General features: G+C 69.3%; 17 protein-coding genes. 14 read left to right on the top strand and 3 right to left on the bottom strand.

All coding sequences use genetic code 11. The annotated features are described in order from the left end of the window. Nucleotides 1-59 precede the first annotated feature (59 nt). Nucleotides 60-2423: a phosphoenolpyruvate synthase gene (gene ppsA, locus CAL11_RS11345; RefSeq protein WP_015063754.1), complete on the top strand. Its 2364-nt coding sequence runs from the start codon at nt 60-62 to the stop codon at nt 2421-2423. Nucleotides 2424-2491: 68 nt separating this feature from the next. Here the strand turns inward: ppsA and CAL11_RS11340 are convergent, their stop codons facing one another. Beyond that, the gene (locus CAL11_RS11340; protein WP_086092990.1) at nt 2492-3211 is read right to left on the bottom strand and encodes a glutamine amidotransferase; all 720 of its coding nucleotides are present in this window, start codon (nt 3209-3211) and stop codon (nt 2492-2494) included. Between the two features lie 123 nt (nt 3212-3334). On the opposite strand from CAL11_RS11340, the gene CAL11_RS11335 reads away from it, so the two are divergent. The 3 genes from CAL11_RS11335 to CAL11_RS11325 all read left to right on the top strand — a co-directional run bounded on the left by CAL11_RS11335 (nt 3335) and on the right by CAL11_RS11325 (nt 5965). Then, on the top strand, nt 3335-3766 hold the full coding sequence (locus CAL11_RS11335; protein ID WP_086092989.1) for an NfeD family protein: 432 nt from the start codon (nt 3335-3337) through the stop codon (nt 3764-3766). Between the two features lie 47 nt (nt 3767-3813). Continuing rightward, complete coding sequence (locus CAL11_RS11330; RefSeq protein ID WP_015063757.1) at nt 3814-4740, top strand: SPFH domain-containing protein; 927 nt, start codon at nt 3814-3816, stop codon at nt 4738-4740. A gap of 67 nt (nt 4741-4807) precedes the next feature. Continuing rightward, nucleotides 4808-5965, top strand: a complete 1158-nt coding sequence (locus CAL11_RS11325; protein WP_015063758.1) for a GGDEF domain-containing protein — start codon at nt 4808-4810, stop codon at nt 5963-5965. Here CAL11_RS11325 and smpB read toward each other — a convergent pair. Beyond that, nucleotides 5946-6413, bottom strand: a complete 468-nt coding sequence (gene smpB / locus CAL11_RS11320) for an SsrA-binding protein SmpB (protein WP_015063759.1) — start codon at nt 6411-6413, stop codon at nt 5946-5948. The two genes, CAL11_RS11325 and smpB, sit on opposite strands and share 20 nt — an antisense overlap. A gap of 65 nt (nt 6414-6478) precedes the next feature. Between smpB and CAL11_RS11315 the strand changes: the two genes are divergently transcribed. The 7 genes from CAL11_RS11315 (at nt 6479) to CAL11_RS11285 (ending at nt 11949) form a co-directional block, all read left to right on the top strand. Beyond that, nucleotides 6479-6913, top strand: a complete 435-nt coding sequence (locus CAL11_RS11315; RefSeq protein ID WP_003811752.1) for a type II toxin-antitoxin system RatA family toxin — start codon at nt 6479-6481, stop codon at nt 6911-6913. Further along, nucleotides 6903-7253, top strand: a complete 351-nt coding sequence (locus tag CAL11_RS11310; RefSeq protein WP_015063760.1) for an RnfH family protein — start codon at nt 6903-6905, stop codon at nt 7251-7253. Before CAL11_RS11315 ends, CAL11_RS11310 begins: the two co-directional genes overlap by 11 nt. Nucleotides 7254-7452: 199 nt before the next feature. Beyond that, nucleotides 7453-8607, top strand: coding sequence for an acyl-CoA dehydrogenase family protein (locus tag CAL11_RS11305; RefSeq protein WP_086092988.1), 1155 nt, complete (start codon nt 7453-7455; stop codon nt 8605-8607). Continuing rightward, complete coding sequence (locus CAL11_RS11300; protein ID WP_086092987.1) at nt 8604-9776, top strand: enoyl-CoA hydratase/isomerase family protein; 1173 nt, start codon at nt 8604-8606, stop codon at nt 9774-9776. The genes CAL11_RS11305 and CAL11_RS11300 overlap by 4 nt, the downstream gene beginning before the upstream one ends. A gap of 47 nt (nt 9777-9823) precedes the next feature. Next, a complete protein-coding gene (gene mmsB, locus CAL11_RS11295) occupies nt 9824-10717 on the top strand; it encodes a 3-hydroxyisobutyrate dehydrogenase (protein WP_015063763.1) in 894 nt (297 codons plus the stop codon). Between the two features lie 45 nt (nt 10718-10762). After that, entirely contained in the window at nt 10763-11200 is a 438-nt protein-coding gene (locus CAL11_RS11290; protein ID WP_015063764.1) for a PaaI family thioesterase, read from the top strand. A gap of 59 nt (nt 11201-11259) precedes the next feature. After that, the gene (locus CAL11_RS11285) at nt 11260-11949 is read left to right on the top strand and encodes a VIT1/CCC1 transporter family protein (protein WP_086092986.1); all 690 of its coding nucleotides are present in this window, start codon (nt 11260-11262) and stop codon (nt 11947-11949) included. Between the two features lie 8 nt (nt 11950-11957). On the opposite strand, the gene CAL11_RS11280 is transcribed toward CAL11_RS11285, so the two are convergent. After that, nucleotides 11958-12974, bottom strand: coding sequence for a YgfZ/GcvT domain-containing protein (locus tag CAL11_RS11280; protein ID WP_086092985.1), 1017 nt, complete (start codon nt 12972-12974; stop codon nt 11958-11960). Nucleotides 12975-13152: 178 nt separating this feature from the next. Here CAL11_RS11280 and mltG point away from each other — a divergent pair, with 178 nt between their 5' ends. Genes mltG through holB form a run of 3 tightly spaced genes read left to right on the top strand, consistent with a single transcriptional unit; the run spans nt 13153 to nt 15853 of the window. Beyond that, nucleotides 13153-14187: an endolytic transglycosylase MltG gene (mltG, locus tag CAL11_RS11275; RefSeq protein WP_167382487.1), complete on the top strand. Its 1035-nt coding sequence runs from the start codon at nt 13153-13155 to the stop codon at nt 14185-14187. Beyond that, nucleotides 14184-14810: a dTMP kinase gene (gene tmk / locus CAL11_RS11270; protein WP_086092983.1), complete on the top strand. Its 627-nt coding sequence runs from the start codon at nt 14184-14186 to the stop codon at nt 14808-14810. Before mltG ends, tmk begins: the two co-directional genes overlap by 4 nt. Further along, nucleotides 14807-15853 (top strand): DNA polymerase III subunit delta', encoded by a 1047-nt coding sequence (gene holB / locus CAL11_RS11265; protein WP_086092982.1) that lies wholly within the window; start codon nt 14807-14809, stop codon nt 15851-15853. The genes tmk and holB overlap by 4 nt, the downstream gene beginning before the upstream one ends. Nucleotides 15854-15897: the final 44 nt, after the last annotated feature.

Raw genomic sequence — 15897 nt, 5'->3', positions numbered from 1 at the left:
AGCGCAGTTGAGCTGCATTGACCAAACTCGCTTTCATTCCATTGTAAAAGGTGACTTCAATGTCGTATGTGGTTTCGTTCGAGCAGCTCCGCATGACGGACGTGGACTCGGTAGGAGGCAAGAACGCATCATTAGGTGAAATGATCAGTCAGCTGGCCGGCGCGGGGGTACGCGTGCCCGGCGGCTTTGCCACGACCGCCCAGGCCTTCCGGGACTTCCTGCAGGCTTCCGGTCTGGACAAGCGCATCGCTGACCGCCTCTCCACCCTCAACCCCGAAGACGTACGCGAGCTGGCCAGCGCTGGCGCGGAGATCCGTCAATGGGTGATCGATGCGCCGTTCTCGCCTGAGTTCGAACAGGCGATCCGCACCGCATTCGCCGAGCTCGATGCCGACGGCAAGGGTTCGTTCGCGGTGCGTTCCTCGGCGACCGCCGAAGACCTGCCCGACGCCTCGTTCGCCGGCCAGCAGGAGACCTTCCTCAACGTGGTGGGCGTCGACGACGTGCTCGACAAGATCCGCCACGTCTTCGCCTCGCTGTACAACGACCGCGCCATTTCGTATCGCGTGCACAAAGGCTATGCCCACGCCGAAGTCGCGCTGTCGGCCGGCATCCAGCGCATGGTGCGTTCCGACAAGGGCAGCGCCGGCGTGATGTTCACCATCGACACCGAGTCGGGCTTCCAGGACGTGGTGTTCATCACCTCGTCGTACGGCCTGGGCGAGACGGTGGTGCAGGGCGCCGTCAACCCGGACGAATACTACGTCTTCAAGCCGGCGCTCGAGCGCGGCAACTATCCCATCGTCAGCCGCCGCATCGGCTCCAAGCTGATCAAGATGGAATTCGATCCCGAGCGTCCCGAGGGCCGCGCCGTGCGCACCGTCGATGTGCCGGTGTCCGAACGCAACCGCTATTCGCTGACCGACGACGAAGTCATCGAACTGGCGCGCTACGCGGTCATCATCGAGAAGCACTACCAGCGCCCGATGGACATCGAGTGGGGCCGCGACGGCGTGGACGGCAAGATCTACATCCTGCAGGCGCGTCCGGAAACGGTGAAATCGCAGCAGGGCGTCAATGACGTGCAGCAGCGCTACCGCCTGAAGGCCACCGGCCAGGTGCTGGTGACCGGCCGCGCCATCGGCCAGAAGATCGGCGCGGGCAAGGTGCGCGTGGTGGCCGACATCTCCGAAATGGACAAGGTCCAGGCCGGCGACGTGCTGGTCACCGACATGACCGATCCCAACTGGGAGCCGGTCATGAAGCGCGCCTCGGCGATCATCACCAATCGCGGCGGACGCACCTGCCACGCGGCCATCATCGCGCGCGAACTGGGCATTCCGGCGGTGGTCGGCTGCGGCGACGCGACCGACCTGCTCAAGGACGGCCAGGCCGTGACGGCCTCGTGCGCCGAGGGCGACGAAGGCCGCATCTACGACGGCCTGATCGAGACCGAGGTCGAGGAAGTGCGCCGCGGCGAGATGCCCCCGATCGACGTCAAGATCATGATGAACGTGGGCAATCCGCAGCTGGCGTTCGACTTCGCGCAGATCCCCAACGCCGGCGTGGGCCTGGCCCGCCTGGAATTCATCATCAACAACAACATCGGCATCCACCCCAAGGCGGTGCTGGATTATCCGAATGTCGATGGCGAGCTGAAGAAGGCGGTCGAGTCGGCCGCCCGCGGCCACGCCAGCCCGCGCGCCTTCTTCGTCGAGAAGCTGGCCGAAGGCGTGGCGACCATCGGCGCGGCCTTCTGGCCCAAGCCGGTGATCGTGCGCATGTCGGACTTCAAGTCCAACGAGTACCGCAAGCTGGTGGGCGGCTCGCGCTACGAGCCCGAGGAAGAGAACCCCATGCTGGGCTTTCGCGGGGCGTCGCGCTACATCGCCGCCGATTTCGACGAGTGCTTCCGCATGGAATGCGAGGCGCTCAAGAAAGTGCGCGACGAAATGGGCCTGACCAACGTCGAGATCATGGTGCCGTTCGTGCGCACCCTGGGCCAGGCCAGGAAGGTCGTGGACCTGCTGGCCGCCCACGGCCTGGCGCGCGGCGAGAACGGCCTGAAGCTGATCATGATGTGCGAGGTGCCTTCCAACGCCATCCTGGCTGAACAGTTCCTCGAGTACTTCGACGGTTTCTCCATCGGTTCGAACGACATGACCCAGCTGACGCTGGGCCTGGACCGCGACTCCGGCATGGAGCTGCTGGCGGCCGACTTCGACGAACGCGACGACGCGGTGAAGTTCATGCTGCGCCGCGCGATCAAGGCGTGCCTGGCGGCCAACAAGTACGTGGGCATCTGCGGCCAGGGTCCCAGCGACCATCCCGATTTCGCCCAGTGGCTCAAGGACGAAGGCATCCTGTCCATGTCCCTGAACCCGGACACGGTGGTGGAGACCTGGCAGCAACTGGCCAAGTAAGCGTCCGCTGGAAAAAGAAAGCCTCGCCCCTTGCGGCGAGGCTTTTTTTCGTCTTGCGGCGCCGGCGGCTAGGCGCAGCAGGCCAGGAAGCGGCGCACCAGCGAGGCGGCAAGCGGCGTGGGGCCGGCCGCGCGCGCCAGGCCTTCGACGTCCAGCCCTTCGGCGGCATAGAGCGCGGCGTGGTGGCGCAGATGGGCGGCGACGAACCCGGGCGTGAATTCGGGGTGGAACTGGGCCGTATAGATGCGCGGCGCCAGGCGCAGCATCTGGTGCGCGTCCTGGGCCGAGCGCGCCAGCACGGCGGCGCCCGGCGGCGGGGCGAGCACGGCCTGCTCGTGCATCATCTGGGCGTCGAAGGCGGCCGGCAGGCCGGCCAGCAAGGGGTCCGCGGCGGCCGCGGGCAGCAGTTCGACCGGCAGGGTGCCCAGCTCGCGGCCGGCCGGGTTGTCGCCCACCACGCCGCCCAGCGCGTGGGCCAGCAGCTGGTGCCCGTAGCAGATGCCGAACATGGGCAGGCCGGCGCTGGCGGCCTGGCGCAGCCAGTCGGCGGCGGCCTCGCTCCAGGGCTCGCGGTCGGTCACCATGGCCGGCGAGCCGGTGATCAGCGCGGCCCGGTAGGCGCCGGGCGCGCGCGGCGCCTCGTCCTTGTAGGAGGCCACCACGTGCGTATCGGCGGCGTCCAGGCCGGCGGCCTGGCGCAGCATGTCGGCGTAGCCCCCGTGCGCGGCGCGCAGGGCGGCGGCGGGATTGCCGGTATGCAGGATCAGGACGGGCAGGGCGGCGGTCATGGCGGGGTATGGGGCCGGCGGCGGGATAGGGGGAACGTCATGATAAAGGTATGGCGTGACAGGCGCGAGGGGCGGGAAATACGTACAATCGTTGCCATATATTGAAACTCGGGACGGAACGCTATGTGGATTTGGTTCGGTTTGGCCGCCGTTGCCCTGATCGGCGAGGTGGGCTCCGGTACGTTTTACCTGCTGCTGGTGGCGCTGGGCCTGGCCGCCGGCGGCATCGCGGCCTGGCTGGGGGCGGACCTGGCCTGGCAACTGGTGGCGTGCGGCCTGGTGGCGCTGCTGGGGCTGCTGGTGCTGCGCCGCACCGGCGTGCTGAAAAAGCGCGAGGTCGACGCCGCGCGCAACGCCGACGTCAACCTGGATATCGGCCAGTCCGTCATGGTGGATGCGTGGTCCGAAGCGGGCACGACCCAGGTGTATTACCGGGGCGCGCAATGGCAGGCCGAGCTTGTCCATGGCCAGCCGCGCCAGGGCGGCCGCCACATCATCGCCGAAATACGCGGCACGCGCCTGGTGCTGGCGCCCGCGCCCGCCGCGCAACCATGACCTTGCCTGCCGGCGCCGGCAGGCTTCACTAGCAGAGGGTATCTACCATGATCGACGTTTCCACTGTGGTCCTGATTGTCATCGTCATCCTGGCGCTGATGATCGTGATCAAGGCCATCGCCATCGTGCCGCAGCAGCATGCCTGGGTGGTGGAGCGGCTGGGCAAGTTCGACCGCGTGCTGTCGCCGGGCGCCGGGTTCGTGATTCCCTTCATCGAACGGGTGTCGTACAAGCACTCGCTCAAGGAAATCCCGCTCGACGTGCCGAGCCAGGTCTGCATCACGCGCGACAACACGCAGCTGCAGGTCGACGGCGTGCTGTACTTCCAGGTCACCGATCCGATGCGCGCGTCGTACGGCTCGTCGAACTACATCTCCGCCATCACCCAGCTGGCGCAGACGACGCTGCGCTCGGTGATCGGCAAGCTGGAGCTGGACCGCACGTTCGAGGAGCGCGAGTTCATCAACAGCACCATCGTCGCGTCGCTGGACGAGGCCGCGCTGAACTGGGGCGTGAAGGTGCTGCGCTACGAGATCAAGGATTTGACGCCGCCCAACGAAATCCTGCGCGCGATGCAGGCGCAGATCACCGCCGAGCGCGAGAAGCGCGCCCTGATCGCGGCCTCCGAGGGGCGCCGCCAGGAGCAGATCAACATCGCCACCGGCGAACGCGAGGCCGCGATCGCGCGCTCCGAAGGCGAGAAGCAGGCGCAGATCAACCAAGCCCAGGGCGAGGCCGCGGCGGTGCTGGCCATTGCCGAGGCGACCGCCAAGGCGATCGAGCAGGTGGGCGAGGCCGTGCGCCAGCCCGGCGGCATGGAAGCCGTCAATCTCAAGGTCGCCGAGCGCTACGTGGATGCCTTCAGCAACGTGGCCAAGGAGGGCAATACGCTCATCCTGCCGTCGAACCTGTCCGATGTGGGCGGGCTCATCGCCTCGGCCATGACGATCGTCAAGTCGACCAAGGGCGCGTGAGGTCCACCCCGGACGCGCCGGCCGCGGCGCGTCCTTTCGCGTCCGCGCCATAGCGTCCCCCGCTCCCATGCTGGCCCCGGTCACCCTGCTGGTGATTTCCTCCCTGTCGAGCCTGGTGACGCTGGGGGTCCTGGGTTCGCTGCTGCGCAGCGGCATCGCGGGCATCCGCGAGCTGATGTGGGCCAACGTGCTGGTGCTGTGCTCGCTGCTGCTGTTCACGCTGCAGGCCAACCCCGCCACGCCGCCGTGGCTGGCCATCCAGGCGCCCAACGTGCTGATCTCGTCCGGCGTCATGCTGTTTTGCGCCGGCATCTTCCGCTTCATGCAGCGGCGCCCGCCGTGGCGCCTGCTGCTGTCGGGGCTGGCGCTGTCGATCGGCGCCAATATCTGGTTCCACTATGTCGACCCCTCGGTCAACGCCCGGGTGGTCGCGGCCTCGGGTCTGCATGCCTTGCTGTGGGGCGGCAGCGCCTGGACGATCTACCGCAACATGCCGGCGCGGCGGTCGCGCTACAGCTACTGGTTCGCCGGGGTGACCGCCACCGTGGCGGCCCTGGGCCATGCCTTGCGCACGGCCGTCTACGGCCTGCAGATCGAACAGACCCAGGGGCTGTTGCAGTCATCGGTATGGAACGTGGCTTTCCTGGCGATCGGCGTGCTGGTCATGCCCAGCATGACGCTGGGCATGATCATGATGATCCATGACCGCATGCTGGCCGAGCGCGAGCGCGAGGCCAACCAGGATTTCCTGACCGGACTGCTGTCGCGCAAGGCATGGTGGCGCGAGGGCGAGCGCCTGTGCGCGCGGGCGCTGCGCACGGGCCGGCCGCTGACGCTGCTGGCGCTGGACATCGACCGCTTCAAGCAGGTCAACGACCAGCACGGGCATGCCGCCGGCGATGTGGTGCTGCGGCATTTCGGTTCGCTGGCCACCGCGCTGCTGCGCAGCGGCGATGTCATCGGACGGCTGGGCGGAGAGGAGTTCGTGGCCTTGTTGCCCGATACCGACAGCGACACGGGGGTGGGCGTGGCCGAGCGCCTGCTGGCCGCCGTACGCGCCACGCCGTGCTCGCACGGCGGCAAGGCGCTGGCCTATACGTTCAGCGGCGGGGTGGCGCAATATCGCGCGGGAGATACGCTGCCGGTGCTGGTGGAGCGGGCGGACGCGGCGCTGTACGCGGCCAAGCAGGCCGGCCGCGACCGCATCAGGAATCGCGCTGGCTGACGCGCGTGTCGTGCTTCATGACGCGTTCCTTTTCGCGCTGCCAATCCTTTTCGCGGGCGGTGTCGCGCTTGTCGTACAGCTTCTTGCCGCGGCCCAGCGCGAAGTCCAGCTTGATGCGGCCGTTCTTGTAATGCAGGTTGAGCGGAACCAGCGTGTAGCCGCGCTGTTCGACCTTGCCGATCAGCTTGCGGATTTCCTCGGCCTTGAGCAGCAGCTTGCGGGTGCGGGTGGCGTCGGGACGGACGTGGGTGGACGCGGTGGGCAGCGGGCTGACGTGCATGCCCAGCAGGTAGATCTCGCCATCGCGCACGATGACGTAGCTTTCCTTCAATTGCACGCGGCCTTCGCGGATGGCCTTCACTTCCCATCCTTCCAGGACCATGCCAGCCTCGTAGCGGTCCTCGATGAAATAGTCGTGCGTGGCCTTGCGGTTATCGATAATACTCATGGAGACAATGGTAAGGGCGCGCAGTGCCGGTAAAATCCTAGCATTCTAGCCATTTGCGATAGCTGATGCACAAAGTCCAACGATCCGTCCTCGTTCCGTATTCGGCCGCCCAGATGTTCGACCTGGTGGCCGATGTCGAGAAATACCCCGAATTCATGCCGTGGTGCGGCGGCGCCGAGGTGCACTCGCGTTCCGAACATGGCATGCAGGCCTCGATCCTGATCAGCTTCGCGGGCCTGAAGCAGCGCTTCAGCACGCGCAATACGCACGATTATCCGCAGCGCATCGATCTCGAGCTGGTCGACGGACCGTTTTCGATGCTGGTGGGGCACTGGGTCTTCCAGCCGCTGGCCGAGGATGCCTGCAAGGTGCTGTTCACGCTGGAGTACGCGTTCTCCAACCGGGCCCTCGAGATGGTGGTGGGCCCGGTATTCAACCGTATCGCGGCCAGCTTCATCGATTCGTTCACCAAGCGCGCGCAGGCCAAGTATGGCGAATGACGCGCCGGCGCCCGCCGGTTCGCTGCGCGTGACGGTCTGCCATGCACGCCCGGACGGGGCGTGGCAGCGCGCCGTCACGCTGCCGGCCGGCGCCACGGTGGCCGACGCGGTGGCCGCCAGCGGCTTTGCCGCGGCGCACCCCGGCCAGGACCCCTGGGCGCATGGGGTGGGGGTGTTCGGCAAGGCGCAGGCGGCCGACGCGCCGCTGGCCGATGGCGACAGGGTGGAAATCTACCGGGGCCTGAGTTTCGATCCCAAGGAGTCGCGCCGGCGGCGGGCCGAGCACCGGCGCGCGCTGGCCGCGCGCGGCGGCAAGACGCGTCCGGCCGGCCTGCTGTAGGCCCGCGCCGGCTGCGCCGGCACGCTCGCGGCGCCCGGGCGCCCACATTGTCGCCGACAAGACAATGCGCGGCCATTTCGGGCGTAACATAGTCGCCAACGACTTACGTTTACGTTAACGTCATGCCGAGCGGCCGCCGACGGTTCACAAGATCGCCACGCAGCTGCCTGACCATACCGAGAACATAGGGAGACTGGCCGTGGATTTCGAACTCACCGACGAGCAGCGCGCGTTCGCGCAGGCCGCGCGCGACTATGCACAGGGCGAGCTGGCGCCGCACGCGGCGCGCTGGGACGCCGAGGGCATTTTTCCGCGCGAGGCCTTCGCCCGCGCCGGCGAACTGGGCTTTTGCGCCATCTATGCCAGCGAGGACATCGGCGGGCTGGGCCTGCCCCGGCTCGACGCCACGCTGGTCTTCGAGGAGATGGCGGCCGTGGACCCATCGACCACGGCTTTCCTGACAATCCACAACATGGCCACCTGGATGGTGGGGCAATGGGCCCGGCCGGCGGTGCGCGAGCAATGGGGGCCGCTCTTGGCCAGCGGCGAGAAGCTGGCGTCGTACTGCCTGACCGAGCCCAATGCGGGCTCGGACGCCGGTTCGCTGGCCACGCGGGCCGAGCGCCAGGGCGATGACTACGTGCTCAATGGCGCCAAGGCCTTCATCTCGGGCGGCGGCGACACCGACCTGCTGGTGGTGATGGCGCGCACCGGCGGCGACGGGCCGGGCGGGGTCAGCGCCTTTGCCGTGCCCGCCGACGCCGCGGGCATCGCCTACGGCCGCAAGGAAGAGAAGATGGGCTGGAACAGCCAGTCCACGCGGCCCATCACGTTCGAGCAGGTGCGCGTGCCCGCCTCGCACATGCTGGGCGAGCCCGGCGAGGGCTTCAAGATTGCCATGAAGGGCCTGGACGGAGGACGCATCAACATCGGCACCTGCTCGGTCGGCGCGGCCCAGGGCGCCATGGACGCGGCGCGCCGCTACATGGACGAGCGGCGCCAGTTCAACCGCAAGCTGGCGCAGTTCCAGGCCCTGCAGTTCAAGCTGGCCGACATGGCCACGCACCTGGTGGCGGCGCGCCAGATGGTGCGGCTGGCCGCCTGCAAGCTGGACGCCGGTTCGGCCGACGCCAGCACCTATTGCGCCATGGCCAAGCGCTTCGCCACCGACATGGGTTTCCAGATCTGCCTGGACGCGCAGCAGATCCATGGCGGATATGGGTATTTGCGCGACTATCCGCTCGAGCGCCTGGTGCGCGATACTCGCGTGCACCAGATCCTGGAGGGCACGAACGAGATCATGCGGGTCATCGTCGCCCGACAATTGCTTGAAAAAGGAGCCGATATCCGATGAATGCGCCCGTGCTGTTTGAAGAACGAATTGCCGACAATGGCGTGCGCCTGGGCGTGGCCACGCTCAACGCGCCGCAGACCCTCAACGGCCTGTCGCTCGAGATGGTCGAGCTGCTCGACGCGCGCCTGCGCGCGTGGGCCGACGACGCCGCCGTGGCGATGGTCATCCTGCAAGGGGCGGGCGAGAAGGCGTTCTGCGCCGGCGGCGACCTGCACGGGCTCTACCGCAGCATGCGCGAGAACACCAGCGGCGACGCCTGGGCCAACACGCATGCGCGCCGCTTCTTCGAGCACGAGTACCGGCTGGATTACCTGATCCACACCTATCCCAAGCCGGTGCTGTGCTGGGGCCACGGCATCGTCATGGGCGGCGGCGTGGGCCTGATGATGGGCGCCAGCCACCGCGTGGTCAGCGAGACCACGCGCATGGCCATGCCCGAGATCACCATCGGGCTGTTTCCCGACGTGGGCGGCAGCTGGCTGCTCAACCGCATGCCGGGGCGCACCGGGCTGTTCCTGGCGCTGACCGGCGCGCACGTGAATGCCTCCGACGCCTTCTTTGCCGGGCTGGCCGATTTCCGGCTCGATTCGGCGCGGTGGCCGGACTTCTGCGCCTCCCTGCTGAGCCTGCCGTGGGCCGGCCAGCCGGGCGGGCAGGGCACCGGCAACGCGGCGCCGCGCTCGATCAACGACGGCCTGCTGCGCCAGGCGCTGCTGGCGCACGAGCCCCCGGCGCAGCTGGAGCCCGGCCCCCTGCGCCAGCACGCGTTCCTGGTGAACAGCCTGTGCGGCAGCAAGCGGCTGGACGACATCTACGCCGAGATCGCCGAACTCAAGGACCACGCCGATCCCTGGCTGGCCAGGGCCGCGGCCACCATGCTGGCCGGCTCGCCCGGCTCGGCGCGGCTGGCGTATGCCCTGCAGCAGCATACGCGGCTGCGCTCGCTGGCCGACGTATTCCGCATCGAGTACGTGGCCGCGCTGGCCTGCGCGGCGCACGGCGATTTCGCCGAAGGCATCCGTGCGCTGCTGGTCGACAAGGACAGGCAGCCGCGCTGGAATCCCGCCACCCTGTCCGAGGCCAGCGACGACTGGGTGCGCAAGTTCTTTGACGAGCCCTGGCCGGCCGGCCAGCCGCATCCGCTGGCGGACCTGGGCCGCGGCGCCTAGGCGCGCCGGTCCGCTCGTTCCCCTATGACGCACAGGAGACAACCATCATGAGCAGCATTGCATTCATCGGTCTGGGCAACATGGGCGCGCCCATGGCGCTGAACCTGGTCAAGGCGGGCCACGACCTGACGGTATTCGACCTGGTGCCGGCGGCGGTCAAGACGCTGACCGACGCCGGCGCGCGCGCGGCCGGCTCGGCCGCCGAGGCGGTGCAGGGCGCCGAACTCGTCATTTCCATGCTGCCGGCCAGCAAGCATGTCGAAGGCCTGTACCTGGGCCAGGACCTGCTGGCCGGCATCGGCGCCAGCGCGCTGGTCATCGAGTGCAGCACCATCGCGCCCGATTCGGCGCGCAAGGTGGCCGCCGCGGCGCAGGCGCGCGGCATCGCCATGATCGATGCGCCGGTCTCCGGCGGCACGGGCGGGGCGGCGGCCGGCACGCTGACTTTCATCGTCGGGGGCGAGGCGCAGGCGCTGGAGCGCGCGCGGCCGGTGCTGGCCAGCATGGGCAAGAACATCTTCCATGCCGGCGGCGCCGGCGCGGGGCAGGTGGCCAAGATCTGCAACAACATGCTGCTGGGCATCCTGATGGCCGGCACCTCCGAGGCGCTGGCGCTGGGCGTGGCCAACGGCCTGGACCCCAAGGTGCTGTCGGACATCATCAGCAAGAGCTCGGGCCGCAACTGGGCTACCGAGCTGTACAACCCCTGGCCGGGCGTCATGGAGCATGCGCCGGCGTCCAAGGGCTATGCCGGCGGCTTCGGCGTGGACCTGATGCTCAAGGACCTGGGGCTGGCGGCCGAGGCGGCGCTGGGCACGCGCTCGTCCATTCCGCTGGGAGAACTGGCGCGCAACCTGTATTCGCTGCACAGCCAGGGCGGCAGCGGCGGGCTGGATTTCTCCAGCATCGTCAATCTGTATTCGCCGGGCGAACGCAACTGATCCCGCCCTGGCCGGATGGCCAGGGCCATTCCGCGAGAGGCTTGCATGCCCGATACCGAGGCTTTCGAGGCCGCGCGCCAGCGTGTGCGCGACAATTTTGCGCGGCAAAGCATCATGGCGCTGATCGGCGCGCGCCTGGACGCCGTCGAGCCCGGCGAGGTCGGGATCGCGCTGCCGTATCGCGCCGACCTGTGCCAGCAGAACGGCTTCCTGCATGCCGGCATTTCCACCACCATTGCCGACAGCGCGGGGGGGTATGCCGCCTATACGCTGTTCGGGCCTGGCGAAGACGTGCTGACTTCGGAGTTCAAGATGAACTTCCTGGCGCCGGCAGATGGCGAGCGCTTCGTGGCCAGCGGCAAGGTGCTCAAGCCTGGCAGGCGGCTGAGCATCTGCCAGGTGGAGGTGCGCGCCTGCCGCGGCGAGCGCAGCACGTTGTGCCTGGTGGGGCTGATGACCGCGGTGCGGGTGACGCCGCGTTGAACGGCGCGGCGGCCTATACTTGGCGCGCCAATCCCGGCCGCCACGAGTGACGCCTGCCCATGCCCGCCCGATCCCATCATCGCATCTTCCGTTCCGGCTGGCTGCGCGCCGCAGTGCTGGGCGCCAATGACGGCATCGTCTCCACCGCCAGCCTGATCGCCGGGGTGGCGGCCGCGCAAGCCAGCCATGCCGCCATCCTGACTTCGGGCCTGGCCGGCCTGGTGGCCGGCGCGCTGTCCATGGCCGCCGGCGAGTACGTATCGGTGAAATCGCAGGCCGACATCGAGGCGGCCGACCTGCGGCTGGAACAGCGTTCGCTCAAGCGCAATTCGCGCGAAGAACTCGAAGAGCTGACCGGCATTTATGTCGAACGGGGCCTCTCGCCCGACCTGGCGGGGCAGGTGGCGCGCCAGTTGACGAACCACAATGCCCTGGACGCGCATGCGCGCGACGAACTGGGCATTTCGGTGCACAACCGCGCCCAGCCGGTGCAGGCGGCCCTGGCCTCGGCCGCCTCGTTCGCCGCCGGGGCGGCGCTGCCGCTGGCCATCGCCATGGCGGCGCCGCTGGCGCAACTGATGCCGGTGGTGATCGCCGGGTCGGTGGCCGGACTGGGCATATTGGGCGCGGTGGCCGCGCGTGTCGGCGGCGCGCCGGTGGGGCCGGCCGCCTGGCGGGTGGTGGCGCTGGGGGCGGCCGCCATGGCCCTGACCGCGGGCGTGGGGGCCTTGTTCGGCGTGGCGGTGTAGCCGGGGGCCTAGCCGGCGGCGTTGCCGGCCAGTTCGTAAGGCAGTGGCGCCAGGGCGATGCGCGGGCCATCCGCGCTGCCCAGCCGCAGGTCGCCGCCGGGCAGGCTGGCCAGCGTGGTCTCGAACAGCAGCGCGAGCCGCCCGTCGCTGCGCGCGGCGTCGACCACGCGTCCGCAGGGTTCGTCCGGCCGCGCACTGTCGTAGATATCCTGGCCGGCCAGGGGCTCGGGCAGGTCGGCCGGTGCCTGCGCGATCACGCCATGGGCCATGCGGCGCTTGACCGTGCCGCGGTAATGGCTGCGCGCCACCACTTCCTGGCCCGGATAGCAGCCCTTGGTGAAGCTGACGCCGCCGATGAGATCCAGGTTGACCGTCTGCGGAATGAAGACGTCCTGCGTGGCCGCGCCGATCCAGGGCAGGCCGGCGGCCAGGTCGGCGGCCTGCCAGGCCGATTCGGACGCTCGGCCCAGGTGCGCCGCCAGCGCGCCGGCGTGCTCCAGCTGCGCGTCGGTGGCGATCCACCACCAGCGCGGCTGCGCATCGGCCGAGGGCGCGCCGATCCAGGTTCCCGTGGGCAAGTCGGCGCGTTGCCAGGGCGCGGCGGGCAGGGCGCCGCCGGCGGCGTCCTGCAGCGCGGCCAGCGCGGCGGGGGCGCATTGCACGCCCGCCGCCCACGCCGCCACCGGCGCCAGCCGCGCCTTGGCGCGCAAGACGAACATGGACAGGCGCTTGAGCACGGCCTCGGCGATGTCGGCGCGCACCAGCGCCTGCCATACGGGGGCGTTTTCGTCCGCCGCGGCGGCGCGCCACATGACCAGCGTGGCCAGCAGGCGGCCCTTGGCGGTGCAGTAGCCGGCCAGGCGGGCATGGTCGGCGGGTTGGCCGGTGACGTCCTGGGTCAGTTGCCCATGCAGGAAAGCCAGCGCGTCGGCGCCGGATGCGCCGATGACGCGCAGGCTGGCCAGCGGCGCGCATTGCGCCGAACCATCGGCGCGCGCGGGAATCGAATCGTAGAAAGCGTGCATGGCGGAATTCTAAAAGGGGCGGATGACGCCGACCCGCGAACCGGCGCGGGCCGCGCGGCGTCGAACAAACCCCGATGATACCCGCGGCTGCCGGCGCCAGCCCGTATGACCCGGCTGATCGCGGGGGCGTGGGCGGGCCTGCCGCCGCGCCCGCGATCCATTAAACTTGCGCACACTTATGAGAAAACGCATTCGTTTCTATTTTCTGCTGCTCGTGCTGGTGGCCCTGCTCGGCGCCGCGCTGGCGGCCGGCGGCGCCTGGACCTGGATGCACAGGCCGGTGGCGCTCAAGTCGGACCGCATCGATTTCGTGGTGGATCCGGGCAGCACGCCGCGCGCCATCGCGCGTACTCTCAACCAGGCCGGCGTGGAGGTCTGGGAGCCGGGCTTCGTCTGGATGGCGCGCCTGTCCGAGCTGGACAAGCAGATCAAGGCCGGCGGCTACCAGGCCATCAACGGCGACTCGCCCTGGCAGTTGCTGCAGCGGCTGGCGCGCGGCGACATGAGCCAGCGCCAGATCACATTCCTTGAGGGCTGGACCTTCCGGCAGATGCGCCAGGCGCTGCGCGAGCATCCGGACGTCAGGCAGACCCTGGGAGAAATCAGCGACGAGGCCCTGATGGAAAGGCTGGGCTCGACGGTGGCCCATCCCGAGGGCATGTTCTTTCCCGACACCTATGTGTTCACCCCGGGCAGCACGGATTTCGACATCCTGCGGCGCGCCTACCAGGAAGGGCAGCGCATCCTGGCGTCGACCTGGGCCAAGCGCCAGGAGGGCCTGCCGGTGGGCACGCCCTACGAGGCGCTGATCCTGGCGTCCATCGTCGAGAAGGAGACCGGCCATGGGCCGGAGCGCGCGCGCGTGGCCGGGGTGTTCGCCAACCGCCTGCGCATCGGCATGCTGCTGCAGACCGACCCGACCGTGATCTACGGCATGGGCGAGGCCTACCAGGGCCGCATCCGCAAGCGCGACCTGCAGACCGACACGCCGTGGAACACCTACACCCGTCCGGGCCTGCCGCCCACGCCCATCGCCGCGCCCGGGCGCGCCGCGCTGCTGGCGGCGGTGCAGCCCGAACGCCACAAATACCTGTTCTTCGTGTCGCGCGGCAACGGCACCAGCGAGTTCTCGGTCAACCTGAACGACCACAACCGCAACGTATCGCGCTACATATTGGGACAAGGACAACCGCAACAAGGATCGCAGCAATGACCCCGCGTGGACGTTTCATTACGCTGGAGGGCGTGGATGGCGCCGGCAAGAGCACCCATACGGCATGGATGGTGCAGGCGCTGCGCGCCCTGGGCCTGACGGTGCTGGCCACCCGCGAGCCCGGCGGCACGCCGGTGGGCGAGAAGCTGCGCGAGCTGCTGCTGTCCGAGCCCATGACCCTGGAAACCGAAACCCTGCTGATGTTCGCGGCGCGTTGCGAGCACGTGCGCGAAGTGATCGCGCCGGCGCTGGCGCGTGGCGAATGGGTGGTGTGCGACCGTTTCACCGATGCGTCCTATGCCTACCAGGGCGGCGGACGCCAATTGGGCGCGGCGCGCGTGGCCGTGCTGGAGCAGTGGGTGCATCCCGACCTGCAGCCCGACCGCACCTGGCTGTTCGACGTGCCGCTGGACGTGGCGCGCGCCCGGCTGGCGCGCTCGCGCCAGCTCGACCGCTTCGAGCGCGAGGAAGACGCGTTCTTCGAGCGCACCCGCGCCGCCTATCACGAACGGGCGCGCGCCTCGGATGGACGTATCCGCATCATCGATTCGAGCCGGCCGCTCGAGGTCGTGCGCGCGCAGCTCGACGGCGAGGTGCGCGAGCTGGTGGCGCAACCGGCATGAGCCTCGGACAATTCCTGCCCTGGCAGACGGAGATCGCGCGCTCCTGGCTCAGCGAGCGCGACCGTTTCGCGCATGCCTGGCTGATCCATGGCAATGGCGGCATCGGCAAGCTGGACTTCGCGGCGGCCGCCGCGGCCAGCCTGTTGTGCGAGTCGCCGAACCAGGGCCTGGCGTGCGGCGCGTGCGCGGCCTGCGCCTGGGTGTCCAGCGGCAATCATCCGGATCTGCGGCGCATCCGTCCGGAGGCGGTCGCGCTGGAAGAGGGCGCCGACCAGGCCGAAGGCGCCGAGGAGGCCGAGGCCGGCGCCGGGGCGGCCAAGCGCGCGCCGTCCAAGGATATCCGCATCGACCAGATCCGCGCGCTCGAGCCATGGTTCAACACCGCCACGCACCGGGGCGGCTGGCGCGTGGCGCTGCTGTATCCGGCGCACGCGCTGAACGTGATATCGGCCAACGCCTTGCTGAAGGTGCTGGAGGAGCCGCCCGCGCACACGGTGTTCCTGCTGGTGGCCGATGCGCCCGATCGGCTGTTGCCCACGCTGGTATCGCGCTGCCGGCGCCTGCCGCTGCCCACGCCGGCGGCCGGGCAGGCGCTGCAATGGCTGGGCGAGCAGGGCGTGGAGCCGGCGGCCGACTGGCTGGCCGCCGCCGGTGGCGCGCCGCTGGCGGCGCAGCGCCTGGCGGCCCGGGGCGATACGCCGTGTCCGGCCTGGCTGGGGCAGCTGGTGCAGCCGCTGGCCGCGGGCAAGACGCCCGATGTGGGCACACTGACCGAAAGCCTGGAAAAGGTGGCGGCGGCCGAGTGGATCGACGCCTTGCAGCGCCTGTTCACCGACCTGACGCTGGCCGCCCATGGCTCGGCCAGCCGCTACTATCCCTCGCTGGCCGAGCCGGTGCGGCAAGCCGCCGCGCGGGCGCGGCCCGCGCAACTGGCCGAGACCGCGCGCTGGCTGAGCCGCCAGCGCGGGCTGGCCACGCATCCGCTGAACGCCAAGCTGTTCGTGCACGCGGCCTTGCAGCGCGTGGTGCTATCCTGCCAGTGACGATCGGGCCGCGGCCCGATGCTCCTGTGATCCGTATTTTGTGG

The organism is Bordetella genomosp. 6, from assembly GCF_002119705.1.
In the GTDB taxonomy this organism is placed as follows: domain Bacteria; phylum Pseudomonadota; class Gammaproteobacteria; order Burkholderiales; family Burkholderiaceae_B; genus Bordetella; species Bordetella bronchiseptica_F.
Note: the sequence above shows the minus strand (reverse complement) of the source record. Positions and strands in the feature narration are given on the sequence as shown.